This is a genomic window from Hyphomonas sp. UBA3195 (genome assembly GCF_002366485.1).
In the GTDB taxonomy this organism is placed as follows: Bacteria; Pseudomonadota; Alphaproteobacteria; order Caulobacterales; family Hyphomonadaceae; genus Hyphomonas.
Genome location: NZ_DEXB01000028.1, coordinates 139,327 through 163,472 on the forward strand (window position 1 = coordinate 139,327; position 24,146 = coordinate 163,472).

At 59.9% G+C, this 24,146-nt stretch carries 30 protein-coding genes; 11 read left to right on the top strand and 19 right to left on the bottom strand.

Annotation, left to right across the window (positions count from 1 at the left end; all coding sequences use genetic code 11):
* Positions 1-66: 66 nt before the first annotated feature.
* Both B2344_RS09265 and B2344_RS09270 read right to left on the bottom strand, forming a co-directional pair.
* Positions 67-501 carry a PH domain-containing protein gene (locus B2344_RS09265; RefSeq protein ID WP_051607433.1) on the bottom strand — a complete coding sequence of 145 codons (435 nt, stop codon included), beginning with the start codon at positions 499-501 and terminating at the stop codon, positions 67-69.
* 58 nt (positions 502-559) lie between these two features.
* A complete protein-coding gene (locus B2344_RS09270; RefSeq protein ID WP_349679787.1) occupies positions 560-2,899 on the bottom strand; it encodes an ATP-dependent helicase in 2,340 nt (779 codons plus the stop codon).
* Between the two features lie 105 nt (positions 2,900-3,004).
* Between B2344_RS09270 and B2344_RS09275 the strand changes: the two genes are divergently transcribed.
* Together B2344_RS09275 and B2344_RS16020 are read left to right on the top strand one after the other, a co-directional pair.
* Complete coding sequence (locus tag B2344_RS09275; protein ID WP_290483258.1) at positions 3,005-3,319, top strand: hypothetical protein; 315 nt, start codon at positions 3,005-3,007, stop codon at positions 3,317-3,319.
* Positions 3,320-3,352: 33 nt separating this feature from the next.
* Positions 3,353-3,442, top strand: coding sequence for a hypothetical protein (locus tag B2344_RS16020; RefSeq protein ID WP_414651733.1), 90 nt, complete (start codon positions 3,353-3,355; stop codon positions 3,440-3,442).
* 350 nt (positions 3,443-3,792) lie between these two features.
* On the opposite strand, the gene B2344_RS09280 is transcribed toward B2344_RS16020, so the two are convergent.
* The gene (locus B2344_RS09280) at positions 3,793-4,902 is read right to left on the bottom strand and encodes an NADH:flavin oxidoreductase (protein WP_034810833.1); all 1,110 of its coding nucleotides are present in this window, start codon (positions 4,900-4,902) and stop codon (positions 3,793-3,795) included.
* Positions 4,903-5,050: 148 nt separating this feature from the next.
* On the opposite strand from B2344_RS09280, the gene B2344_RS09285 reads away from it, so the two are divergent.
* Positions 5,051-6,061: a hypothetical protein gene (locus B2344_RS09285; RefSeq protein WP_290483259.1), complete on the top strand. Its 1,011-nt coding sequence runs from the start codon at positions 5,051-5,053 to the stop codon at positions 6,059-6,061.
* Between the two features lie 8 nt (positions 6,062-6,069).
* Here the strand turns inward: B2344_RS09285 and B2344_RS09290 are convergent, their stop codons facing one another.
* The 5 genes from B2344_RS09290 to B2344_RS09310 form a co-directional block, all read right to left on the bottom strand.
* Positions 6,070-6,192 carry a hypothetical protein gene (locus B2344_RS09290; RefSeq protein ID WP_256434933.1) on the bottom strand — a complete coding sequence of 41 codons (123 nt, stop codon included), beginning with the start codon at positions 6,190-6,192 and terminating at the stop codon, positions 6,070-6,072.
* Positions 6,193-6,264: 72 nt separating this feature from the next.
* Complete coding sequence (locus B2344_RS09295) at positions 6,265-6,459, bottom strand: DUF4169 family protein (protein WP_290485063.1); 195 nt, start codon at positions 6,457-6,459, stop codon at positions 6,265-6,267.
* On the bottom strand, positions 6,459-7,058 hold the full coding sequence (locus B2344_RS09300) for a GNAT family N-acetyltransferase (protein WP_290483260.1): 600 nt from the start codon (positions 7,056-7,058) through the stop codon (positions 6,459-6,461). Before B2344_RS09300 ends, B2344_RS09295 begins: the two co-directional genes overlap by 1 nt.
* 13 nt (positions 7,059-7,071) lie before the next feature.
* Positions 7,072-7,371, bottom strand: coding sequence for an aspartate decarboxylase (locus tag B2344_RS09305; RefSeq protein WP_206991186.1), 300 nt, complete (start codon positions 7,369-7,371; stop codon positions 7,072-7,074).
* A gap of 73 nt (positions 7,372-7,444) precedes the next feature.
* On the bottom strand, positions 7,445-8,434 hold the full coding sequence (locus tag B2344_RS09310; protein WP_290485064.1) for a helix-turn-helix domain-containing protein: 990 nt from the start codon (positions 8,432-8,434) through the stop codon (positions 7,445-7,447).
* A gap of 140 nt (positions 8,435-8,574) precedes the next feature.
* Between B2344_RS09310 and B2344_RS09315 the strand changes: the two genes are divergently transcribed.
* Positions 8,575-9,399 carry a DUF2306 domain-containing protein gene (locus B2344_RS09315; RefSeq protein ID WP_290485065.1) on the top strand — a complete coding sequence of 275 codons (825 nt, stop codon included), beginning with the start codon at positions 8,575-8,577 and terminating at the stop codon, positions 9,397-9,399.
* Here the strand turns inward: B2344_RS09315 and B2344_RS09320 are convergent.
* The 4 genes from B2344_RS09320 to fumC form a co-directional block, all read right to left on the bottom strand.
* Positions 9,396-10,199: an SDR family oxidoreductase gene (locus tag B2344_RS09320; RefSeq protein ID WP_034811827.1), complete on the bottom strand. Its 804-nt coding sequence runs from the start codon at positions 10,197-10,199 to the stop codon at positions 9,396-9,398. The genes B2344_RS09315 and B2344_RS09320 overlap by 4 nt on opposite strands.
* Positions 10,200-10,290: 91 nt before the next feature.
* Positions 10,291-11,877, bottom strand: coding sequence for a SulP family inorganic anion transporter (locus B2344_RS09325; protein ID WP_349679563.1), 1,587 nt, complete (start codon positions 11,875-11,877; stop codon positions 10,291-10,293).
* 154 nt (positions 11,878-12,031) lie between these two features.
* Positions 12,032-12,769 (bottom strand): class I SAM-dependent methyltransferase, encoded by a 738-nt coding sequence (locus B2344_RS09330; protein WP_290485066.1) that lies wholly within the window; start codon positions 12,767-12,769, stop codon positions 12,032-12,034.
* A 16-nt stretch (positions 12,770-12,785) separates the two neighbouring features.
* A complete protein-coding gene (fumC, locus tag B2344_RS09335; protein WP_290483265.1) occupies positions 12,786-14,171 on the bottom strand; it encodes a class II fumarate hydratase in 1,386 nt (461 codons plus the stop codon).
* Between the two features lie 173 nt (positions 14,172-14,344).
* Between fumC and B2344_RS09340 the strand changes: the two genes are divergently transcribed.
* The 3 genes from B2344_RS09340 (at position 14,345) to B2344_RS09350 (ending at position 15,658) form a co-directional block, all read left to right on the top strand.
* A complete protein-coding gene (locus B2344_RS09340) occupies positions 14,345-14,848 on the top strand; it encodes a DUF3592 domain-containing protein (protein ID WP_290483266.1) in 504 nt (167 codons plus the stop codon).
* Positions 14,849-14,987: 139 nt separating this feature from the next.
* Positions 14,988-15,299, top strand: coding sequence for a hypothetical protein (locus tag B2344_RS09345; RefSeq protein ID WP_206991194.1), 312 nt, complete (start codon positions 14,988-14,990; stop codon positions 15,297-15,299).
* Positions 15,296-15,658, top strand: coding sequence for a RusA family crossover junction endodeoxyribonuclease (locus tag B2344_RS09350; RefSeq protein ID WP_206991195.1), 363 nt, complete (start codon positions 15,296-15,298; stop codon positions 15,656-15,658). The genes B2344_RS09345 and B2344_RS09350 overlap by 4 nt, the downstream gene beginning before the upstream one ends.
* A gap of 4 nt (positions 15,659-15,662) precedes the next feature.
* On the opposite strand, the gene B2344_RS09355 is transcribed toward B2344_RS09350, so the two are convergent.
* Positions 15,663-16,178 carry a DsrE family protein gene (locus tag B2344_RS09355; protein ID WP_206991196.1) on the bottom strand — a complete coding sequence of 172 codons (516 nt, stop codon included), beginning with the start codon at positions 16,176-16,178 and terminating at the stop codon, positions 15,663-15,665.
* Between the two features lie 118 nt (positions 16,179-16,296).
* On the opposite strand from B2344_RS09355, the gene hemN reads away from it, so the two are divergent.
* Both hemN and B2344_RS09365 read left to right on the top strand, forming a co-directional pair.
* Positions 16,297-17,646: an oxygen-independent coproporphyrinogen III oxidase gene (gene hemN / locus B2344_RS09360; RefSeq protein ID WP_290485067.1), complete on the top strand. Its 1,350-nt coding sequence runs from the start codon at positions 16,297-16,299 to the stop codon at positions 17,644-17,646.
* A 100-nt stretch (positions 17,647-17,746) separates the two neighbouring features.
* Positions 17,747-17,944, top strand: coding sequence for a hypothetical protein (locus B2344_RS09365; RefSeq protein WP_290485068.1), 198 nt, complete (start codon positions 17,747-17,749; stop codon positions 17,942-17,944).
* A gap of 20 nt (positions 17,945-17,964) precedes the next feature.
* On the opposite strand, the gene fghA is transcribed toward B2344_RS09365, so the two are convergent.
* Positions 17,965-18,807 carry an S-formylglutathione hydrolase gene (gene fghA, locus B2344_RS09370; protein WP_290485069.1) on the bottom strand — a complete coding sequence of 281 codons (843 nt, stop codon included), beginning with the start codon at positions 18,805-18,807 and terminating at the stop codon, positions 17,965-17,967.
* Positions 18,808-18,973: 166 nt separating this feature from the next.
* Between fghA and B2344_RS09375 the strand changes: the two genes are divergently transcribed.
* On the top strand, positions 18,974-20,065 hold the full coding sequence (locus tag B2344_RS09375; protein ID WP_290485070.1) for a glutathione S-transferase family protein: 1,092 nt from the start codon (positions 18,974-18,976) through the stop codon (positions 20,063-20,065).
* Between the two features lie 5 nt (positions 20,066-20,070).
* Here the strand turns inward: B2344_RS09375 and B2344_RS09380 are convergent, their stop codons facing one another.
* From B2344_RS09380 to B2344_RS09400, 5 genes are all read right to left on the bottom strand, one after another.
* A complete protein-coding gene (locus tag B2344_RS09380; protein WP_290485071.1) occupies positions 20,071-20,544 on the bottom strand; it encodes a RidA family protein in 474 nt (157 codons plus the stop codon).
* A gap of 13 nt (positions 20,545-20,557) precedes the next feature.
* Positions 20,558-20,881 carry a hypothetical protein gene (locus tag B2344_RS09385; RefSeq protein ID WP_051607429.1) on the bottom strand — a complete coding sequence of 108 codons (324 nt, stop codon included), beginning with the start codon at positions 20,879-20,881 and terminating at the stop codon, positions 20,558-20,560.
* Positions 20,882-21,004: 123 nt separating this feature from the next.
* Positions 21,005-21,382 (bottom strand): VOC family protein, encoded by a 378-nt coding sequence (locus B2344_RS09390; protein WP_206991202.1) that lies wholly within the window; start codon positions 21,380-21,382, stop codon positions 21,005-21,007.
* Between the two features lie 78 nt (positions 21,383-21,460).
* A complete protein-coding gene (locus tag B2344_RS09395; RefSeq protein WP_290485072.1) occupies positions 21,461-21,991 on the bottom strand; it encodes a DUF1993 domain-containing protein in 531 nt (176 codons plus the stop codon).
* A gap of 38 nt (positions 21,992-22,029) precedes the next feature.
* Positions 22,030-23,139 (bottom strand): S-(hydroxymethyl)glutathione dehydrogenase/class III alcohol dehydrogenase, encoded by a 1,110-nt coding sequence (locus B2344_RS09400; protein ID WP_290485073.1) that lies wholly within the window; start codon positions 23,137-23,139, stop codon positions 22,030-22,032.
* 93 nt (positions 23,140-23,232) lie between these two features.
* On the opposite strand from B2344_RS09400, the gene B2344_RS09405 reads away from it, so the two are divergent.
* Positions 23,233-24,141, top strand: coding sequence for a LysR family transcriptional regulator (locus B2344_RS09405; protein ID WP_290482598.1), 909 nt, complete (start codon positions 23,233-23,235; stop codon positions 24,139-24,141).
* Positions 24,142-24,146: the final 5 nt, after the last annotated feature.

The following is a 24,146-nucleotide window of genomic DNA, read 5'->3' on the forward strand; positions in this document are numbered from 1 at the left end:
GGCCGGCCGGACTCCCTCCCCCCTGACCAGGCCCCCGGTGCTGCATATCCTTTCTCGCGAAACAGATCAGCCGACCAGAGGCCCGCCCGGCGCAAGCGCTGTCTGCTTGGATTTTTCCGCTTCAGCCCGAAACCTCTGGGGATGGGCCATGTTGGGGAAATTGATGTGGGTTTCACCACGCCCATGGACCGACAGTTTTCCGAAGCCAAATATCCGCCCCAAGATGCCTTGGTTGAGGGAACTGCCCTCTATGGAGTCGAGCGTGATCTCCTCGACATTGGCTGACCAGAGCCCGGTTTTCTTCACAACCCGGCGATCTGTCACTACAAACTCGGTCGTGTTCAACCGGATCATCTGGGCGATAAAATAGAAAATCCCGAAGATGATGATGCCAAAGATAATCAGCATCGCCCATGCCTTGGCATATTCGAGCCAATGGAACTGGCCGCGATAGCGCAGGACCTCGCCCTCATAGAGCCGCTTCTCAAGATAACCGGCCATGATCGCCTCACCGCTTTGCCTTACCCATCCAATTCGGAATGGAACGCGCGGTCAACCATCAAACGGGTTGCACGAATGTGGCGATCACTTTCTTCCGTCCGGACTTTTCGAAATCCACGGTCAGCTTGTTGCCTTCCGTATGAGCCACCCGGCCATAGCCGAACTTGTCATGGAAGATACGTGTGCCGACCTTGAAAGTTGCCGGTCCGCCTGAAGTGGCCGACAGGGTCGTACTGTCTCGCGGCGGACGCGTGTCGAACCGGCCCGCATTTTCCTTCAGGCGCTGCCAGCCCGGGCTCTTGTAATTCGAACGTTCGCCAAGGTCTTCGACCGATCCGCTGAATCCACTCTCGCCACCGGGCATGCCGGAAAAGCCCGTCTCTGAAATCGCCTCGACATGATCATGCGGCAACTCATCAACAAAGCGGCTAGGCAGTACGCTCTGCCAGCGGCCATAGATCTGGCGGTTCGCCACAAAGGAAATATAGGCGTGCTGACGCGCGCGCGTGATGCCGACATAGGCCAGCCGACGCTCTTCCTCGAGCCCCTTCATGCCGCTTTCATCCAGGCTGCGGCGGGATGGGAAGACTTCCTCTTCCCATCCGGGCAAGAAGACGACGGGCCATTCCAGCCCTTTGGCGCCGTGCAGGGTCAGGATCTGCACCTGGTCTTCCCCGGCCCCGCCGGTCGAAGCGTCCATGACCAGTTCGATATGTTCCAGGAAGCCGGCCAGTGAGTCGAACTCGCTCATCGCCCGGACCAGTTCCTTCAGGTTGTCGAGCCGTGTCTGCGCCTGCGGGCTGCGATCCTTCTGAAGCATGTCAGTATAGCCGGACTCTTCGAGAATCGTTTCGGCAAGTTCCGTATGCGGCATGCCATTGGCCAATTTGTCTCGCCAGAGATTGATCTGGTCGATGAACTGGTTCAGCCCGCGCTTCGCGCCGCCCTTGATCTCGTCAGTCTGCAGCACCATTGGCGTCAGCACGAACAGGCTTCGGCCATCCTCGCGCGCATAGGATTGCAGCTTGGCGAGCGATGTATTTCCCACGCCGCGCTTCGGCTGGTTCACGACCCGCTCGAACGCAAGATCATCATCCGGCGACCGTACAAGCCGCAAATAGGCCAGCGCATCGCGTATCTCGGCGCGCTCGAAGAAGCGCGGGCCCCCGATCACGCGGTACGGTATGCCCAGCATGATGAAGCGTTCCTCGAAGGCCCGCATCTGCCACGAGGCGCGCACCAGAACGGCGCAATCCTCATGGCTGCCACCCTTCGACACCCAGCTCTCGATATCGTCCGCAATCAGGCGGCTCTCGGCCTCGCCATCCCACAGGCCGCGCACCTTCACCTTGGAGGCGTCAATATCATCAATTGCATTGTCGTCGCCGACATAGAGCGTTTTGCCGAGACGGCTCTTGTTGTGACTGATCACCGAGGAAGCAGCGGCAAGGATATGCTTGGTCGAACGGTAGTTCTTTTCCAGCCGGATCACATGCGCGCCGGGGAAATCCTTCTCGAAGCGGAGGATGTTGTCGACTTCCGCCCCGCGCCAACCATAGATTGACTGATCATCATCACCGACACAGCATATATTCTGCGAGCCCTGTGCCAGAAGGCGCAGCCAGAGATACTGCGCAACGTTCGTATCCTGATATTCGTCGACCAGAACATAACGGAACTTGTCGTGATATTCCTTCAACAAATCAGGGTTTTTCTGGAAGATCGTGATGTTGTGGATCAGCAAATCGCCAAAGTCGCACGCATTCAGCACTTTCAGCCGCGCCTGATAAATCTGGTAACAGGTGATGCCCTTGCCGTCAGCGAACTGGTGAGCCTCTTCCGGCGGCACCTTGTCCGGCGTCAGCGCCCGGTTCTTCCAGCCATCAATCAGGCTGGCGAGATAGCGCGGCGTCCAGCGTTTCGGATCAATGTTCTCGGCCTGAATGATCTGTTTGCACAGGCGCACCTGATCATCGGTGTCGATGATGGTGAAAGTCGATTTAAGCCCTGCCAGTTCGGCATGTTTGCGCAGAATCTGCGCGCTGATCGAGTGGAACGTGCCAAGCCAGCGCAGGCCCTCGCCCGCCTCGCCCAGCATGTTCAGCGCCCGCTCGCGCATTTCCCGGGCGGCCTTGTTGGTGAAGGTCACGGTCAGCGTCTGCGACGGCCAGGCCAGCCGCGTGCCGATGATGTGTGCGAGACGCGTGGTCAGCACGCGCGTTTTGCCCGTGCCGGCACCGGCAAGCACCAGCAGAGGGCCTTCGGTCGTCAGCACGGCCTCGCGCTGCTCCGGGTTCAGGCCGTCCAGATACTCCGCCTCGCTCTTGGCAGCGGGCGGTTTGGCGGCGGCCATTTGGGAAATGGACAGGCGATTCGGATTAGAACTCATAGCGAACATATAGCACCGAATGCCCCGTTGGGCAGGGTTTGCGGCACACACGAATATTGTGAATATGCCAGTGCCATGTCATGCTCCCAAAAATTGAATTTGGAACCCTTGAGGATGAAGAAGCCCGTCTTTCTGATAGCCGCTGCCATCGCGTCTTCTCTATTGCCCGCACAGGCAGATGCGCCGTCCAATCCTACTGCATGCAACCCCGTGGTCGGTGATGGAACTGCCAAAGCAACCATGTGGCTCGAAGAACGCGTGGCTGCACTGCAGGAGCTGGAGAATCCTACTGAACAGGATGCGGACCTGTTGAAGGAGTTCCAGGCCAGCTTGCTCGGCATAAAGGACAGGCAGATGTCCGGGCAAGACAATGACGAGGCCCGATGCACGCCTGCCAAATCCTTCGACAATAGCGACAAGACCACTTGATCTGATCGTTTAGCGGCAGAAAAGCCGGGCAGTATGTGCACGCACAAGGTTCGGCTCGTATCTGCCGAAGATGTCGACTCTGAAGTCAGGGCATGGCTGGCCGAGTCCTACAACACCGCCTGACCCGAACTGACCACAAAAAAACCCTGCAGGGACGCGTCAGGTGTGCGGGACGCGGCCTTGCAGGGTCGAGCGAGATGCTGGTGTGAAGGCATCTCACTTTGATACGGGCTTGGCCCGCGTCAGAAGGGGGAATAGATCATCCGAACAAGACGGCTATCGCGCAGGTGGCGTCGAAGCGCGGACAAAGTGCGTGTGATGTACGGGTCCCCCACACGCCTTCATCGTCAAATTGTATCGGGATGGCCTAAACTGTCCCCACCATCCAACTGGACCTTGGCGGAATAGCCACCTTCGGCCCAGCTGAATTAACCAAAACCATTCCTGACGATCGGATGCAAGTCTAAATCGACCTAAGATAGCGTTGCCAAACTCGCTGCATCATAATCGTTCAACTCATCAAGGCGACCTTCATGCACCTTGCGGGCCCATGCCGGATCCTGAAGCAGCGCGCGCCCAACCGCAACAAGGTCAAACTCACCGCGCGACAAGCGCTCTTCGAGGTCATCGAGCGACCGTGTCCCCGAACCCTCACCCTGGAAAGCCTTGATGAAATCGCCTGACAGGCCAACCGACCCGACGGTAATGGTGGGCAGGCCAGTCAGCTTCTTGGCCCAACCTGCACCGTTCAGACCGTTTTCGCCATCGACCTCAGGGAATTCGGGTTCCCAGTAGCGGCGCTGGGACGCGTGCAATACGTCCACGCCGCCATCGACGAACACTTTCAGGAAAGCTTCGAGGTCTTCCGGCGTCGTAGCCAGGCGCGCATCATATTGTTGTTGTTTCCACTGCGAGTAGCGCAGGATGATCGGGAAATCCGGAGAGACACGCTTGCGAATTTCCTTCAGGATATCAGAGGCAAAGCTGGCGCGGTCGACCAGCGATGTGCCGCCGAACTTGTCATCGCGCTTGTTCATGACATCCCAGAAGAACTGGTCGATCAGGTAGCCATGCGCGCCATGCACTTCGACACAGTCAAAACCGAGCTTTTCCGCTTCAGCGGCGGCGTCAGCATATGCGAGCACCATGTCGTCGACTTCAGCTGATGTCGGTGCCTCAATCACAGCTTTACCGGTATGCGTCATGCCCGAAGGGCTGTCGGTCGGCGCGTCCGGATTGGGGCCACTGCCTTCCTTGCGCACCATGCCCATATGCCAGATCTGGGGCGCGATCTTGCCACCCTTGGCGTGGACCTTCTCAACCACATTTTTCCAACCAGCCAGGGAGTCCGGCTCATGGAAGTTCGGAACGTTCGGGTCGTTCGATGCCCCACCACGGCGGATTGTGGTGCCTTCGGTCAGGATCAGGCCAACCTCGTTTTCGGCGCGACGCGCATAATAGTCTGCAACATCATTGCCCGGCACGCCGTTCGGCGACTTCGACCGCGTCATCGGGGCCATCACGATGCGGTTAGGCAAGTCGAGGGACTTCATCTTGAAGGGGGTGAACAGTGAACTTGTCATTTAGGGCTCCATCAATGTTGCGAGACAGGTGGCGGCACCCTCCCCCAAGGTCAAGATTTTCCCCTACGCAAAGACAGCCATTGCATGGTTCAGTGTCTGTTCAGTATCTCTCAACGCTACTGACTTGAAACTGTTGAAGGCTCTCCACATGAGACACGCCCTGTTATTCTTCCTGCCCGCTTTGGCCGCTGCCTGTGCCACGCCCGGATATGACTATGAGGCGCGCATGGCGCCTGGCTTTCCTCAGGCCGCAGAATATCGCGATGTCGCCGTGGGCCAGTTCCGCGGGCCAGCCGGGAATGTCGCCGAAGCCGAGTTCGCCGACATGATCGAACAGGTTACGCTGGATGGATCCTACTGGTTCACCTTGCCGTCCGGCGATCCGGCCGGAATTTATGAGGGCCGGGTCGACATAGAGTCCTGGGATGCCGAAACGCGCTTTGAACGCGAAAAGCGATGCGTTGAATATGACGGCCTGTTCGATTGCGAACACCGCGCCATCGTTGAAACGGAATGTCGCGAAGAAACCGTCGAAGTCGTTGTCACCGCCAATCTGGTGGACTATCGCACCAACCGGCTGGTCTTCAGCCAGCAACAGCTGGGCGGGGCAAATCGGGAAACATGCGTCGACGTGGCCGAATATGAAGATCGCGGCCATGACCTCGGCGTTTGGCGCGACCCTCAACAGTCCAGCTACGATCCCTACAATGCCCCGATTGGCATGGTGCGAGATGCGACCGTGGAAGCCGTTCGCCGGTTCCGCAATGATATCGCGCCTTACTACCAGACCATGCGCGCCGAAATCATGACGGACGGCCTGACCCCAGAAGCCCAGAACGACCCTCGCTTCGCCGCAGCCGTGAAGGCCACCAAGAATGGCAATTTCATGGGGGCCTGCGCACAGTGGGACGAATTGGGACGCGAATGGACCCACGCCCCTGCCATTCTTCATAATCTGGGCGCATGTGCGGAGGCGCGCGGCGACATGGCCACGGCCCAGTTGCGTTATGCCCGCGCCGCCGAATTGGCCCAGTCAATCCCCCTGCTGGAAGACAAACAGGCCAAGCCGATCTTCAGCGCACTGGAGCGCGTTTCAGGCCGCCGCATGGATGACGCCCTGATCAATTCGATCCTGTATCCGGAAGAACCGGCTAGCTGAACGGAAGACTAAAAACCAAGCAGCGTGCGGATCGGAATACCGGCTTCAGCCGCGTCAGCCACGATGCCCCAAGTGATCCCGGCCGCAAATGCGATACCGGCCACCACGAATTTTCCCAGAATGCGACCCATTGGCGTGTCCTCCCGCTTTGAAACAAAGTCGGAAGACACTCTGCAAGTCAGAGGCCGGTTGGTAAGACCTGATTAACCATGGCCTTCGGGATCATCGTCCCGGCGATGGGCTTCGGTCTCCCGGCGCGCTTTGTCCGCGCGCGCTTGCTCCAGGGATCGATCGGACTTGGTGCGTCCGAATTTCGCGCGGTTTTCCTTGGCCAACTTGTCTTTCTCGGCCTTGGCTTTCGCTTTTCGAAATTTGTTGAGATTGATCGGTTCGGCCATCAGTCCTTCCTCTCGAAACGCGCCAGCCGCGCCTCCAGGCCCTCTTTCACGCCGGGCCATTCGCGGGCGAGGATCGAGAACACCACAGTGGTGCGGACAAAACCATCCGGCAGGACGCGATTATCGCGCAGGACGCCTTCCTGCACGCCGCCCAGCTTGGTCACTGCTGCACGAGACCGGGCATTGCGTTCATCCACATTGAAACAGACGCGGATTGCTCCCTGACCAAAGGCATGGCCGAGCAGCAAATGCTTGCAAGCGGGATTTGTCGCGCCACCCTGAAATTCAGGCGCATAAATCGTCATGCCGATCTCGACATTCTCCGACACTGCATCCGGGTTGAGATAGGCGCTCATCCCAGCGAAGCGACCCTCCGGCGTCAGAACGGCAAACGGCACCAGTGTGCCAGCCTCCGCACGTTTCCGGATCGCTTTTACCCAAACCGAAATCCAGTCGCCCGGCGGATTGAAATACGGCCACGTCGCCAGCCGCTGGCCGGACCGCTCAGCCATGTCCCGTAACGCTTCGGCATGCGCGTCAATGTCAAACGGCACGAGCCGTACGAAACGGTTCTCCAGCGTGACGGGCGCAATCTGCAAACCGGCAAATCCCTTAATCGCCGGAATGCGTCTCGCGCCACTGTTCCATGGCCAGCGAGATGGCGAAGGTTTCGCGATATTTCGGGCTGGAGGCCGGGCGCGGGGCCTTGGCGGCCGTCATCGCCATGATCTCGGCCAGCTTGTTGTGGGCCGCGCCGGACTGGCCTGCGCCGATATAGGCGTGCAGCTCGACCAGCGCCGAAGATAGCGGATCATGCGCTCGGATCACGAAGTACGGCTCGTCCTCGGCCAGCTTGTCCAGGATATCGAACTGGGACGGGTTGGATTTGGATCCGACGGGAGCGTTTGCCATGGAGACGGCCTTTCTTGGCGGGAAGTGATTCTGTGTCGCGCAGTCTAGTCTTCACCGCGCCAATCGCCAGCCCTCACTGCATCGCCGCCTGCCGGCGATACGCGCTCGGCGTCAGACCCGTCATCGCCTTGAATGACCTGTTGAATGGGCCGAGCGAGCCAAATCCGCAATCCATCGCGATGGACAGGATAGGCTGACCCTCAAGATCAGGACGGGCAAGCCTGCGCTTCGCCTCGGCTATACGGTAGGAATTGATCATCTGGTTGAAATTGGCGAAGCCAAGGTCGGATACGATGCATTGGCTGATCTTGTATTCCGGTTCGCGCAAACGTTCGGCTACATCGGCGACTTTTATCTGGGGTTCCAGAAACACGTGATCAGTCTCGATCAGACGCTCTAGTCGCAAGGCAAGCGCCGGATGTCCTGCCGCTGACTTTGGCCGCTTGGTCTGCGCAAGAGGATTTTGCCTTCGATAGAGCACTGCCGCGCTTGCACCGACCAATGCGAGCGTGGCGGCGACAATCCTGAACTCTTCCTGCCAAACATCGAGTCCGCGCTGGTCGTTCATGAGGGAAACAAAGACGATCGCGGCATAACCACCCGCAAAGCATAAGCGGAACCGTCGCTCCGCAGATGAGGCCTTCAAGCCATCAATGGCCTCCACGAAAGTCATGAGCAGCATGGCTGACCCAATCAGCCCCTTCATGCTGGCCACCATTCCGACCAGTCTGCCCGCATGCCCTTCCGGGACCACATAACTGATCAGGCAGGTCAAATAGAGCGTCACGACCACGACGAGCGGCCAGGCTTTTCGCTCGGTTTCCTGCCGGAACAATTCGCGCGACAAAAGCCAGGCCATACCGCAAGGCACGAAACCGATGAGCACCAGCACAACACCGAGCTGGGGGACAATGCCGCCGACGAAATACTCGGCAATGAAAGCACATACCGAAAGCGCAAACGCCGCCCAATACAGTGTAAGCGGAGCAACTGGACCAAATGGCAGGCCGTGCCTGAACATGCCATCGTTCTCAATGCGTATTTGGGCGATCTTCATAAGCATCTCTTCCAGTTGGCCAGCAACGGGGGCAAGCTTAGAAGCTTACCGGAGCAATATCGACGGTTTTCTGCGGAAATCCTCGCCGATTTCCAAATCGGCAAGACGTTGTCGGCGATCCTGACCACACCTTCCCTGTTTGAAACATGGAAGGATTGCGCGTGGCACCCACTTCACAAAATCTTGGAAAATGGAACAAGCTCCTGAGCCGCACAGGCATAGCGTGGTTTTGCATTGCTGCGGTCGGCCAACTGGCCTTCATCGCCTTTATCATTGCTCATTATGGCACCCGCACAGCCACGGGAAACTTTGCAAGGTGGAACGACAAGCAACTCATCAAAGGCCATGTTCCGGGAGACGATGCGGGCAATCTGATGTTTGCAAGTCACGTCTTGCTGGCGGCCGCAATGACGCTGACGGGCCTCATACAGCTCATTCCGGCTCTGCGGCGGCGGCTCCCAACCCTGCACAGATGGTCTGGCCGCATCTTTTTGGTGCTGGCTTGCACCCTTGCACTGGGGGGGCTCTGGCTCACGTGGGGGCGCGACACATACCTGTCTCTTGTGGGAGCCGCCAGCGTGTCGCTGAACGCCGTGCTGATCCTGGTTTGCGCCGTTTACACAATCCGCTTTGCGTTGGCGCGCCGACTCGCCGACCATCAACGCTGGGCCATGCGCCTGTTCATGGTTGCCAATGGCGTCTGGTTCGTTCGGGTCGGCCTGATGGGCTGGATAATGATCAACCAGTCCCCTCGCTGGATGAACAGCACGATGAGCGGACCTGCCGACATCATCATCACCTATGGCAGCTACCTGATTCCGCTGGCCGTGCTTGAACTCTATTGTGCCGCCCGCCGGAGTCGCTCCGCCGCCGCAAAGGCGGCAGCCAGTCTGCTTGTCGCAGCGGCCACCGTCTTCACCGCGATCGGCATTTTCGGAGCGTCGACGTTTCTCTGGTTCCCGCAGCTCTAGCTGGACGAGACAATGCCGCCATCGCACGGGACGGTGTGCCCGGTGATATAATTGGAGGCCTTGGATGACAGGAACATGGCGAGGCCGGCAATGTCGGAGGGCTGGCCCACCCGGCCAGACGGATTCTGGTCGCCAATCTTCTGCCAGTCGACGCCTTCGGTTTCGCCTTTGAAGCCGACGCCGGTGGATAGCATATAGGTCGGGAATGGGCCCGGCGCGATGCCGTTGCAGAGAATATGCTCACCGGCCAGATGCGCGCCCATGAAGCGCGTCAGATGGATGACGGCCGCTTTGGACGTGCCATAGGCAAAGCCGCTCATCGGTGAGGTGTGCATGCCGTCGATGGAGGCGATGTTGATCACGCGGGCCGGAGAGTCCGCGCTCGCCGCCTTGCGCAGCAGCGGCATCAGCTTCTGGGTCAGGAAGAAGAGCCCCTTCACATTGACGTCCATCACCTTGTCCCAGCCATGCTCCGGGAAGTCTTCCAGCTTAGCACCCCATGCCACACCGGCATTGTTGACCAGAACGTCGACCTTTTCTTCCCGCTCGGCGAGCGTGTTGGCGAGGTGTTCGATGCCGACCATCTGGCCCACATCGGACGGAATGGCATAGATTTCGCCACCATATTTTGCTTTCAGACGCTCGACCGTTTCCTCACAGGCATCCGCCTTGCGCGAGGAAATGATCACCTTCGCGCCATTTGCCAGAAAGCCTGCCGCGATCATTTCGCCAATGCCGCGCGAGCCGCCCGTAATCACGACGGTCTTGCCGGCCACCGAAAACAAATTGCTGAAATCCATATCCATGCGCCTGTTCCTCCAAGTTTCTGATTGGCGTTCCTAGTGGCGGAACTGCCGATCCGAGGCAAGGAGATTACGTCGCAGGCGCGCGTCAGTGCGCTCCGCTGAAGGCACCTGTCTTGACCGAATAATCCACCGCAATCGCGTATTCGGGATCATCATCGGAATCGACCATTAGTTGCCCGGCCTTGCTGAGCAACTTGTGGCAATCACGCGAAAGATGGCGCAGCTGCAGGGTCTTTCCGAGGGCCTCATAACGACGCGCAAGGTCTTCGATCGCTTGCAATGCGGACTGGTCCACAACACGCGAGCGCATGAAATCCACGATCACCACATCTGGGTCGGTTTCGGGATGGAACAGTTCGGCAAAACCATCGGTCGATCCGAAGAAAAGCGGGCCTTCGATCTCGTAGACATGCGCGCCCGGTGTGCGCACGCTGTCACGCTCGATGACGTGGATGCGGCGAGCATTGTTCCACGCATAGGCGAGCGCCGAGACGATCACTCCAACGACCACAGCCGTCGCCAGGTCATAGAAGACGGTGACGATGGTCACCAGTACGATCACGGCGGCGTCCAGCAGCGGGATCCGCGTCATGATGCGCAGGCTGTTCCATGCGAATGTGCCGATCACGACCATGAACATGACGCCGACCAGCGCGGCCAACGGGATCTGTTCGATGAGGCCAGAACCAACGAGAATGAAGGCCAGCAGGAACAGTGCGGCGGCGATGCCTGCGAGGCGCGTACGTCCGCCGGATTTCACATTGATCATCGACTGGCCGATCATGGCGCAGCCGCCCATGCCGCCAAAGAAGCCTGTGATCAGGTTTGCGGTGCCCTGCGCCACGCACTCCTGGCTCGCTCCGCCTCGCTTGCCGGTGATCTCCCCGACAAGATTGAGCGTCAGCAGGCTCTCGATGAGGCCGATAGCTGCGAGAATGACCGCGTAAGGCAGGATGATCTTGAACGTCTCAAATGTCAGCGGCACGCTCGGCATATGGAAACTCGGCAGGCCGCCCTGAATGGAGGCGAGATCACCCACGCGCGGCACGTCCAGGCCGAACCCGATCACCACGGCAGCGACAATGCCGATCCCGGCCAGTGGCGCAGGAATGATTTTGGTGAATTTCGGCAACAGCCAGATGATCGCCATGGTCAGGCCAACCAGCGCCAGCATGACCGCGAGCGGCCAGCCGCTCATCCATTCCCCGCCGGACATGCCGTGCGCCGACACTTCAGCCGTGCCCGGCACCTGGAACTGGGTCAGCTGCGCCATGAAGATCACGATGGCGAGGCCGTTCACGAAGCCGAGCATCACCGGATGCGGTACGAGGCGGATGAACTTCCCGAACCGGAAAATGCCCGCCACCAGCTGGAGGATACCCATCAGCACAACAGTCGCGAACAGGTACTCAACGCCATGCTGCGCGACGAGCGAAACCATAACAACCGCCAGCGCGCCGGTCGCGCCGGATATCATGCCGGGACGCCCGCCAATCACCGCTGTCACGAGGCCCACGATGAAGGCCGCATACAGTCCGACCAGCGGGTGCACGCCCGCCACGAAAGCGAAAGCCACGGCCTCCGGCACGAGCGCCAAGGCGACTGTCAGGCCGGACAGCAATTCGATCTTGATCCGGTTCGGCGTGAACTGGGTGAAGCTGGCCTGCGACAGGCCCTGGGCGCCAAGGCGATCTGCGAAGGCTGCAAAAGTCGATTTTACCACGGGATGACACTCTTCGATCTGAGGGCAGGAAGATGTTTGCCGCCGTATGGCGATCTTCCCCCTGCGGCGCAACCGCAGGCGTGAAGAAACTGGCCGGGAGACTTCAGTCTGCCGGTTTCCTGTACAATGAAACGTGCATCCTGCTTTCGGGGGTGAAAGGCTCTCGCTTCCATCCGCCCCAGCGGTGTTCCAGCATCAGGCCGCCCAACTCTGCCATCAGGTCCATTTCCTGCGGCCAGGCATAACGCATGACCAGCGGCACAAGTTTTGTACCGCCCTCGGTGATACGCACGCGCTGGAATTGGATCACTTGCCGGGTTGGATCATGCATCTTCGCTTCAAACCAAAGGGACTTGAAGCCAATCTGCGTCGTGCGCATGCTCTGATTGTCGTGATACCCGGAAAAATCCGGCACAAAGGTTTCCACCAGAAACCCACCGCCGGGTACCAGCCTGTCAGCAACATGGCGGAAACAGCGCACCTGAGCGTCCTGACTGGTCAGGTTGAACAGCGTGTTGAAGACGAGGAAAGCAAACTCGAAATCGCCGTCTATGGCACAGTCGGCCATATCGCCGATGACGACCGGAATGTCTGCCCCGCCCGGCTTTTCGCGCAGCTTCTCCACCATGGCGGCGGAGCCTTCGATGCCGGATATGGCAAAGCCGCGCTTTGCCAGTGGCAGGGCCATGCGGCCTGTGCCGATTGCCAACTCAAGAATGCGGCCCTTGCCAGCCAGCTCCGCAATCAGGGCGACAGACTCCTCCGTCGTCCCCGGATCATGGAGGGCGTCATAATCATCCGCATTGAGCGCGCCAAACGTCTCGGGATCAAAATCCAGCATGCCCGCTCATAGCATATCAGCCAGGCGAGATCATCTTGGACGGATCGACGATATTGTCGAAATCTTCGCCGGGAATGCCGTCCTTGATCGCTTCCTCGCGAAGCGTCGTCCCGTTCTTGTGGGCCGTCTTGGCGATCTTGGCAGCGCGGTCGTAGCCATACTTTTCCTTCAGCGGCGTCACCAACATGAGGGAATTCTCGAGGCCGCGCTGGATATTCTCGAGCCGTGGCTCGATTCCGACAACGCAATTCTCCGTGAAGCTCACCGCCGCATCGGCAAGCAGGCGCACCGACTGGAGGAAGTTGTAGGCCATCATCGGGTTGAACACGTTCAGCTCGAAATGGCCTTGGCTGTCGGCAAAGCCGATGGCGGCATTGTTGCCATGAATGTGCGCGCACACCTGGGTCAGCGCTTCGCACTGGGTCGGGTTGACCTTGCCCGGCATGATCGAACTGCCCGGCTCGTTTTCCGGCAAGGCCAATTCGCCAAGGCCGGAACGCGGGCCGGACCCAAGGAAACGGATATCATTGGCGATCTTGAAGCAGGACATGGCCACGGTGGTGATCGCCCCATGCGTGAACACCATCGCGTCATGCGCGGCCAGCGCTTCGAACTTGTTCGGTGCGGTCGTGAATTTCAGGCCGGTAATGCCAGCGATCTTCTCGGCAACTTTTTCTGCAAATCCGACCGGCGAGGCGAGGCCCGTGCCGACGGCCGTGCCGCCTTGCGCGAGTTCCATCAGCTTTGGCAGCGTCAGTTCGATGCGCTCGATGCCATTGGCCAGCTGCTGCGCGTAACCGGAAAATTCCTGGCCGAGCGTGACGGGCGTTGCGTCTTGCGTGTGCGTGCGGCCGATCTTGATAATGTCGGCCCATTCCTTGGCTTTGGAATCGAGCGCATTGTGCAGAACCTGAAGCGCCGGCACCAGGCGATGAACGACTTCCTCAACGCACGCGATGTGCATCGCCGTCGGGAACGTGTCGTTCGACGACTGGGACATGTTCACATGGTCGTTCGGGTGAACCGGCTTCTTTGAGCCCTTTTCGCCCCCCAGAATCTCGATGGCGCGGTTCGAGATCACTTCGTTCGAATTCATGTTGGACTGCGTGCCCGACCCGGTCTGCCAGACGACGAGGGGGAAATGATCGTTCAGCTTGCCTTCAATGACTTCTTCGGCGGCCTGCACGATCACTTTGCCCAGTTCGGGATCCATCTTGCCGAGGTCCATATTGGCTTCAGCGGCGGCCTTCTTGACGATGCCAAGGGCACGGATGATCGGCTCTGGCTGTTTTTCCCAGCCAATCTTGAAGTTTCCGAGGCTGCGCTGAGCCTGCGCGCCCCAATAGGCGTCATCGGAGACCTCGATGGGGCCCATCGTGTCGGTTTCGGTGCGCGTCGTCATGAGTGCAAGCTCCTTCGAGAATAAGTTGGACAGGACACCCTTGGCGCCGGATGGCCCTGTAGAAAACCTGAGAACCGGCGCGGTGTAGCACGGCCATGCGCCGCTGCAAGGCGACATTCGGCCTATCTGGCCATGGCAACGTGGAATTAAGGCCTGTGGTCTAGTCAGCCGCCATGAAAACGATTGCAGCTCTCGGTTTTAGCCTGGTCATGCTCGGCGTCGGTCTTCTCTTCATCGGAAAGGCCGGTCTGAACACCTATCGCTATCTCGGCTCCAGCAACTGGGAAAGGGCACCAGCCCTGATCGAAAGCAGTGAAATTCGTACGGGACGGGATAGCGTGGCCCGGTCCGGAATCCGCGCAAAGGTGCGACGCGCGCTGACATTGTACGAAACGCAGGTGACCTACCGCTACGAGTATGACGGCAAGGCCTATACCGGCCATCGGGTCGATCTCGGGTCACGGCGCTCCTCGGACGCCAAGGCACATCGCAAGCTGAAACGGCGGTTCGACCAATTGCAGGCAGAGCAGCGCCAGATATATGCATGGGTGAACCCCACCAGCCCCGAAGAGGCTGTGCTGTATCGCACCCACAATTGGGTGGTTACAGCGTCCATGGCACTGTTCGGACTGTTCGGACTTGGCATCGCCGGCGGCGTGGTCGCATCCGAGCTTTGAACCCGGCGACCTTCAACAGGCGCCACCTTCTCCCCCATTCGTGTCTTGCGCGGTCCTGACGGCCTCGCCTAGATTGCGGGTTCGCGGGGCCCAACGGGGCCGGACCGAGATACATTTCCGGAAGACGCCAGGACTGCCCATGAACGCTCTCGCCCAGGCACTGTCACAACCGGCGACGCTGCTTGTCGCCGCGCTGGCCTTCGCGCTCGGTTTTCTCGTGCGCGGGATCGGACTTAATTCCTTCTCGCCACCCCTCATGACCGAGGCCCAGATCGAAGAAGCCCTGTCGAAGGTCACCAAGGCCAAGTGGGCCGAGATCGACCGGGCAACCGACGACCGCAAGAAAATCCTTGCCATCAAACTGCTGCGCGAACAAACGGGTCTCGGCCTGAAGGCCTCGAAGGAAGCGGTCGAGGCGCGCATGCAGTCACGTCATCGGATGCGGGGATGAGCCTTGCCGAATGGGTTTCCGCCGGAAAGGTGCGCGCGCGCATCACGGATGAGGGCGCGCTCGAAGTGCGCTGTCACGGCCTGACGACGCAGGCGAAATATTACAAGACCCTGCTCAAGGAATTCTTTCGCAAGGAGTTCCCGCCCCTGCGGCCCGGCTATGGGGATTATTCCGTTCACATCATGATGGAATACACAGGCGATGCGCCCTGGATGGACCTCGACAATCTCGCCAAGGCCCTGCTCGACAGTTTGACAGGGAACGTCTTCGAGGATGACCATCAGGTCGCCCGCCTGCTGGTCGAGCGGCGCGTGGGCGAACGCGAAGGCATCTGGCTGAAAGCCGAGGCGATGGACTGAGCCGTCAGAACGGGTTCAGCGTATAGCCATCCTGTTGCAATTTCGCGTGCGCGGTCATCGCCGAAAGTGCGATTTCGACACCCGGCAGCAAATCTGATTTCTCGATGTCGCGATAGGCTGCAGTCTGGCCACACAGAATAATACGGACACGGTGCTTTGCGAGCGCGGCCACCAAGGGCGCATTCGCGTTACCTGCTCCTGCCACAAGGTCCGCCGAGGCTCCGCCATGCACAACCACCGCCAGCTTGATGTTGGCAGCAGGGATACCGACCGCCTCGTGCATGTTCAGGAAACGCGCTGCGCTTTCCAATGTCCGGTTCACCTTGCCCGGCTCAGCAGGTGCCGCCGTGTCGAATGCGATCTTGAAGACGGCGTCCTTGGACAGCCGCTCGGCATCCGGCACACTCGCCACTTTCCCGAAAGCAGGGATCGCCATACCGGGTTTGAAATCATCAGGACCCGCCAGCGCAGGCGCAACCAGCAGCAAAGCCGCGGTAGCGGAAAGGATTGATCGTATCATGGACATCTCCTCTAAGTGCCGCTGACCCTAGGCGGTGGCGCCAGCGACGTCGAGCCGCATTTGATATAAGGGCTTTTGCGTAGTCACCGGGCCGCCCACCATTGCTAGGACCATCGCCATGAAACAGGCATGGATTCCTTTCGCGTCGCGCCCCGTCCCGCGCTATACAAGCTATCCCACGGCGGCGGATTTCACGCCGCAGGTGGCGGAGACGGAGGCCGGGATCTGGGCCAGCCAGACTGCGTCGGACAAACCGATCTCGGTCTATATCCACGTGCCGTTCTGCGAGAAGCTTTGCTTCTATTGCGGATGCGCGACCAGCGTGCCGAATGGTTACACGCGCATTGCTGCTTATCTGGAGATATTGCATCGCGAAATCGACCTCTGGGCCAGGGCGCTGGGGGCCCATGACGGGATGGCGCACCTGCATTTTGGGGGCGGCTCTCCCAATGCGCTTTCAGCCGAAGACTTCAAGGACCTTGTCGCGCATGCAAGCCGCGCCTTTGGCCTGCGTCCCGGCGCCGAGATCGCGGTCGAGATAGACCCGCGTGGCCTGACCCCGGATTTCATCCACGCCATGGCGGCCTCCGGCGTCAATCGCGTCAGCTTCGGCGTCCAGACGCTCTCCGCCACCGTTCAGCAAGCCGTGGGCCGCATTCAGCCGAAAGTCCTCCTCAGCGAGGGCATCGCCCGACTGCATGAAGCAGGGATCGGTGCGATCAATATGGACCTCATGTATGGCTTGCCCCACCAAACGGTCACGGATGTCGAGGAAGCCGCGCATTTCGCCGCCGAGATGGGCGCCGCCCGCATCTCGCTGTTCGGCTACGCGCATGTGCCATGGTTCGCCAAACACCAGGCCGCTATCGACGAAGATGCCCTTCCCGGCCTTGAAGCGCGCTTTGAACAGGCCGAGGCAGGCGCGCGCACGCTGGAACTGGCAGGCTACCAGGCCATTGGCCTTGATCATTTCGCTCGCGCCGACGACTCGCTCACTCAAGCCGCCCGCACGGGCGCGCTTCACCGCAATTTCCAGGGTTATACGGACGATCCATGCGATACGCTGGTCGGCATAGGCAGCACGGCAATCTCCCAGTTTTCGGGCGGTTACATCCAGAACTTCAAGGAGCGGACAGCATGGCGCGCAGCGATTGAAGCGGGTCGCCTACCGGTCGAGCGTGGTGTCGCGCTGACTGAGGATGACCGCCTGCGCGCCCGCGCCATCGAGACGCTGATGTGCCAGATGGAAGTGGACGTGGACGGGCTCTGCCGCGAAATGGGCGCTGCCCCCGACAGCCTCGCCGACGCGCTTGAAACCGCCCGCTTTCTCCAGTCCGCAGGCCTGTGCCGGATCGCCGGCAGCACTATCCAAGTACCACCAGACGCACGCCTTTTCCTGCGCACGGTCGCCCAATGTCTTGATGGTCGCTACAAGCCCGCGCCGCGGCGCCATACCAAGGCAGTCTAATCCCGCGCGTTTGGACATATGGCATCCGACATATGGCATCCCTTGCAGATACTCGATCTGGTGTTACACGCAGGCTCTACAATCCGGAGCGCGAAATCCCATGGCTGAATTCCTGGTCCTGCATCAGAAAAACAATAACAAGGTGCGCGTCGTGAATATCGAGCATGTACGCATGCTGCGGCCCCATGACGAAGCCGGCACGTGGCTGGAGTTTGGTGGCGACAGCGAAATATCCAGCCTCCTGGTTCGGGAAGATCTGGATGACCTGATCACTTTTCTGGAAGCTGAACACGTTTAGCCAGAGACGCTCTGCAGCGCCTAAGCCCCCAGCGCTCGCGCATGATGGGCAATATGCTCGTCCATATAGGTCGCGATGAAATAGTAATCGTGGCCGTAGCCATCGCGCATATTGTAATCCAGCCGCTGGCCATGCTTTGCGCAGGCGTCGGTGAAGATTTCCGGCTTCAGTTCGCGCTCCAGAAATGTGTCGGCCGTGCCGGTATCCACGAGGATCGTCGCCTTGGTCTGGCGCTCCTTGACGAGTTCGGTCGCATCATACTGCTCCCATGCCACGGAAGGTTCGCCGAGATAGGCGGTGAAGGCCTTCTGGCCCCAAGGAACCTGCGCCGGGCTTGTGATCGGGCTGAACGCCGAACAGGATTTGTATATTTTCGGATGCTTCAGGTGCAGCGTGATCGCGCCATGACCGCCCATGGAATGACCGAAGATGCCCTGCCGGTCCATGTCGGCATAAGGAAAGTGTTCTGCGATCACCTTGGTCAGCTCATCCGTGATGTACTGATCCATCTTGTAGTGCTTCGCCCACGGCTCTTGCGTGGCCGTCAGATAGAAGCCCGCGCCCTGACCCAGATCATAAGCCTCATCATCCGGCACATCGTCGCCACGCGGGCTCGTATCCGGCGCAATAATCATGATGCCGTGCCGGGAGGCTGCCCGCTGCAGTCCGGATTTCTCCATCACATTCGCCCAGCTGCAGGTCAGGCCGGAGAGATACCACAGCACCGGCACTTTCTCCGGATCGGCCTGCGACGGCGTATAGACCGCAAACCGCATCGTACAGTTCTGCAACGCGCTCTCATGATCATGCACGGACAACGTGCCGCCAAAGGATTGCCATGCGGATACCTGGGTGAGGGTCATGTGCTGAGGTCCTGTCCATTCGAGTGAAAGTAACCTCACTGATGTGGCCCGGTTGAGCCTGCAGGACAAGGCCCCGCCGCGCACATGGTCGCCCGAGGTCAGCCTTGCCAGCCTCGCCCCGCTAGCCCAAAACAGGGCCCAGCCCACCAAAGCCTTCGGAGGATCTATGCCCGGCTATACATTGTACGGCGCCGACGTCAGTTATTACACGGGCAAGGCGCGCGCCTATCTCGACTGGCGCGGCGTGGACTATGTCGAGGAGCTGGCAACCCTACAGGTTTATCGCGACATCATCCTGCCCTCGGTCGGCTGGCCCGTGATCCCGGTGATGAAGACGCCGGACGGCGAGATTGTCCAGGACACGACCGACATCATCGAACACATCGAAGCCGCCGAAGGCCTCTCCCCGCCTGCGATCCCGGACGGCCCGGTGCAGGCCTTTGTCGCCCAGCTGCTGCAACTCTATGCCGATGAGTGGCTGGTCATTCCCGCCATGCACTATCGCTGGAACTATAATGAAGACTGGGCCTATCAGGAATTCGGGGCAATCTCGGCCCCGGACCGCCCGGCGCCGGAGCAATACGAGATCGGCAAGCGCAATGGCGAACGCTTCAAGGGCGCCCTGCCCCCGCTGGGTGTCTCGCCGACCACTGCACCGGCGATCGAGCAGAGCTATGAGGCTTTCCTCCGCGAATTCTCCGCGCATCTGGAAGTGCATCCCTATGCGCTGGGCGGCCGCGCCACGCTGGCCGATTTCGCCCTGTACGGCCCGCTCTATGCGCATCTCTATCGGGACCCGGCTTCGGGTGATCTGATGAGGCGCTATGCGCCCAAGGTCGCCGACTGGGTCGAGCGCGTGAAGGCAGGCTCCCCACCTCAGGGCGACCTGCCCGCCAATGACGAAATCCCCGTCACGCTGGTGCCCATCCTCGCCCGCCAGATGCGCGAGCAATTCCCGGCCCTGCACCAGACCGCGCAACTCTTCGCCAACTGGGCCGAGACCGCTTCCCCCGGCACACATGTGCCGCGCGCGGTCGGCCAGATCGAGATCGACATTGAGGATACGCAAGGTCCAGCCGCTGCGCGCACCTTCCCGCTGTGGCGTTTGCAGGCAGCGCTCGACGCCTATTCGGCGCTTGACGGCGACGCCCTCGCCCGCGCCGATGATCTGCTGGAACGTGTTCGCGGCAGCGCGCTAAAAGAGTTCATCCTGCCGGCCCGGCTTGCGCGCGCAGACTATCGCCTCGCACTCGCCTGATTGGGTCAGGGCGTGACGGCGAGACACTCGATCTCGACCTCTGCCCCAAGAGCCAGACCATTGACACCAAAGGTCGACCGCGCCGGTTTGGGGCCCGGCAGCGCTGCGTCATAAGCCGCGTTCATTGCGCCATAAGCCGCCATGTCGCCCAAGAAAACTGAACATTTTACCACATCAGAAAGGTCGGCATCGAACTCGGCAAGGGTCCGTTCGATATTCGCAAAGATCATGCTGGTTTCAGGGCCTACGCCTCCGGACGCGAGTTCATTCGTTGCCGGATCAATGCCCAGTTCGCCGGAAAGATAGATTACGTCGCCCACGCGCACGGCCTTGGAAAAGGGCAGATCCGTTCCCGCTTTGGTGACGCCGGGAAAATGGGAAACTTCGGGTGAGGTGTTCACCTGAATGTCCTGAACATCCATAGCGACGCAGCCACTCAACAGCATGGCCGCTGCGCTCACCCCCAAAATTCTCATCATGTCCGCCTTCCCCTCAGTGAATCCATTTTGGCTCTTCGCCCTCGATCCCATCCTCCTCGTCATCGTCAAGGTCCGAATAGGTCGTGAACTGAACATCGTATCCGAAGGGCTGGTCTTCCGCTGGCACGTCCGGCTCGGTCACATAGACCTGCAACTCGCCGTCCATCTTGAAGCCAAGCCGCTTGCCGATGACAGAAATCATGTCCGCGGCCTGTTCCGGGTCGGTCGCCCAGACCTTCATGCCCATGATGCACGGACCGATCTCGGTCTCGTAATCGGCGTTCGGCTCGAACACCTGCCCGTCCGCAATCAGCGTATAGTGAGTAAACTCCGTCATGGAGAAATCATTACCCGCTTTGCAGCCAAGGTCGAGCCCGTGGGGCCAATTTCCGGGGGCTGGCGCGCACAAAAAAGGGCGACGCGTACAGCGCCGCCCTCCAAAGTTGACGTGCGTCCCACGCTAGCCGCGCAACATGGTGCAGATCTTGTTGCCGTCCGGATCGCGCAGATAGGCGAGATAGAGCTTCATGCCGCCGCCTTCTCGCCAGCCCGGTGGGTCTTCGATGGCCTTGCCGCCTGCTTCGATCCCGGCCTTGTGCCAGGCATCGGCCTGTTCGGTGCTGTCGACCGCAAAACCGATCGTGCCGCCATTGGCATGACAGGCTGGCTCGCCATCAATCGGCGGCGTGACAAGGAATGTTCCGCCATTGTGGAGATAGATCAGTCGCCCCTTCGGATCGACAATCGCCTCGCGCCCGCCCAGCGACTTGAAAAGCGCGTCGTAGAATTTCTTTGATTTTTCCAGATCGTTCGTGCCGACCATGACGTGACTGAACATGTGTTTCCTCCTTGTGGATGGGGAATTTGTGCCTCAGCCGCCGAAACAGCGCCAGAGGGATTTCGGCCTCCCCCCGCGTCAGCTTGCCATAGCCGCCGCCAGCAGCGGACGCAGATGGCTCAAATAGTCTGCTTTGCCGATGGCCAGCCCTTTGGCCCGCAGGATGTCGTAGGCGGTGACGAGATGGAAATAGAAGTTCGGCGTCAGCCATTCGTCGATATAGTCTTGGCCGGTCATGGAAAGCGTCGGCATGCCTGGCAGTTCGAGAGAGGTCTTCGCCTCGGCGAAGCTTTCCTTCGTGTCGGTCTGCGCCTCGATCCGGGAAATCGTCTCGGCCACAAGGGCTTTCAGGTCCGCGAAGCTCGCCGTATCAACCTCGAACTCTTTCACAGGCGTGTCGTTTAGCTTGCCCAGAAGTAATTCTGCCTGACGGCACGTGAACCAGAGCTGGTTCGGCAGAGGCAGCATGTCCTCGGCCAGCCGCGCCGTCAGCAGGGCTGTCTTCGCCGCGTCGTCCGGAAACAGCTCCGCCTCGGCCCGGCCAAGAATATTCTGCAGCGTGATCAGGCGCGTGCGGTAGATGTCGAGATTGCGTTTTACGATGGTCATTGGATAGTTCCTCCCCGGTCACTCTGAACGTGTCCGCCCTAGTCGTAAACCACCACGCTCCGAATGCTCTCGCCAGCATGCATCAGGTCGAACGCGTCATTGATCTTGTCCAGCTTCATGACGTGGGTGATCATCGGGTCGATCTGGATCTTGCCGTTCATGTACCAGTCGACGATCTTGGGCACGTCGGTGCGCCCTTTCGCGCCACCGAAGGCCGTGCCGCGCCAGTTGCGCCCGGTGACCAGCTGGAAGGGCCGTGTGCTGATTTCCTTGCCGGCCTCGGCCACGCCGATAATGATCGAGGTGCCCCAGCCGCGATGACAGCATTCCAGCGCCTGACGCATCACATCCGTATTGCCGGTACAATCGAAGGAATAGTCCGCGCCGCCATCGGTCAGTTCGACGAGATGGGCGACCACATCAGCGGTCTCCTTCGGATTGACGAAATGCGTCATCCCGAATTTCTCGCCCCATTCCTTCTTGGAATTGTTGATGTCGACACCGATGATCTTGTCGGCGCCCGCCATCTTCGCGCCCTGCAGCACGTTGAGGCCGATGCCGCCCAGGCCGAACACGACGACATTGTCACCGACCTGAACCTTGGCCGTATTGGTCACCGCGCCCACGCCCGTCGTCACACCGCAACCAACATAGCAGGCCTTGTCGAAGGGCGCGTCGGTGCGGATTTTCGCAACCGCGATTTCCGGCAGGACGGTGAAGTTCGAAAAGGTCGAGCAGCCCATATAATGATAGATCGGCTGGCCCTTGTAGCTGAAGCGCGTCGTGCCGTCGGGCATCAGACCCTTGCCCTGCGTCGCGCGGATCGCGGTACAGAGATTGGTCTTGCCGGAAAGACAGCTTTTGCACTGGCGGCATTCCGGCGTGTAGAGCGGGATCACATGATCGCCCGGCTGCACACTCGTCACGCCCGCGCCGACTTCGCGTACAATGCCTGCGCCCTCATGGCCCAGCACGCTCGGGAAGATGCCCTCACTGTCCAGCCCGTCCAGCGTGTAGGCGTCCGTATGGCAAATGCCTGTCGCCATGATCTCGACCAGGACTTCCCCGGCCTTCGGGCCTTCCAGATCCAGTTCGACAATTTCCAGCGGTTTCTTGGCTTCAAAGGCGACAGCGGCGCGCGTTTTCATGAGGGAGCTCCATAATGTTTGGGTGCCATACTACTCTTGCGCTCTGCGCGATAAAGTACGTAATTCGCAATTCATTGTTGCAGGACTGGGATAATGCAAACGGATTGGGATGGTATTGAGGAATTCGTGGCTGTGGCGACGTGCATGGGCTTCAAGCCCGCGGCGGAAATGTTGAACGTCTCAACCTCGCATGTGAGCCGCGCCGTTACCAGACTGGAAAACGCCATTGGCGCGCCGCTATTCTATCGCACCACCCGCAAAGTCTCTCTCACCGATACGGGCCGCACCGTGCTCAGCCATTGCCAGCAACTCATCGAGTCGCGGGACGAGCTGTATGCCGTCGTAGGCGGCACCAATGAACCGCAGGGAGAGATCAAGATCACCTGCCCCACATCTCTGGGCGAACGCTACATCTCGCCCATCGTGCGCGAGTTCAGCCAGGATTATCCCAAAGTAGAGATCACGCTCGACCTCTCCAACCGGCTGGTCGACCTGATCGCCGAGGGCATCGATCTCGCAATCCGCACCGGCATGCTGGAAGATTCCCGCCTGATCAGTTCGCGGGTGGCAAGCCGGCAATTTCTGGTTTGCGCATCCCCTGCCTATCTGGACGCCCACGGCACGCCCGAACGGCTTGACGACCTGAAATCCCACAATTGCCTGACAGGCTCCTCCAGCACATGGCGCTTTCGGCAGGGCGGCCAGCACGAAACCCTCCGTCCACGGGGCAATTGGCGTTCAAATTCCGGCGCATCCGTGCTGGACGGATTGCTCGCAGGCAAAGGAATCGGACAGCTACCACTTTTTTATGTCGCGCCGTATCTCGAGAACGGGCGACTGATCGAACTGTTCAGGGAACTCCGGCCCGAGCCAGAACCCATCTGGGCAGTTTACCCCCAAGCCCGTCACCTTCAGCCCAAAGTGCACTTGCTGGTAGATCGCATCCGCGCACAATTGCAGCCCGCATTCGAAGTGCGCATCCAGCATCACCTGCGAGGATAACCCGG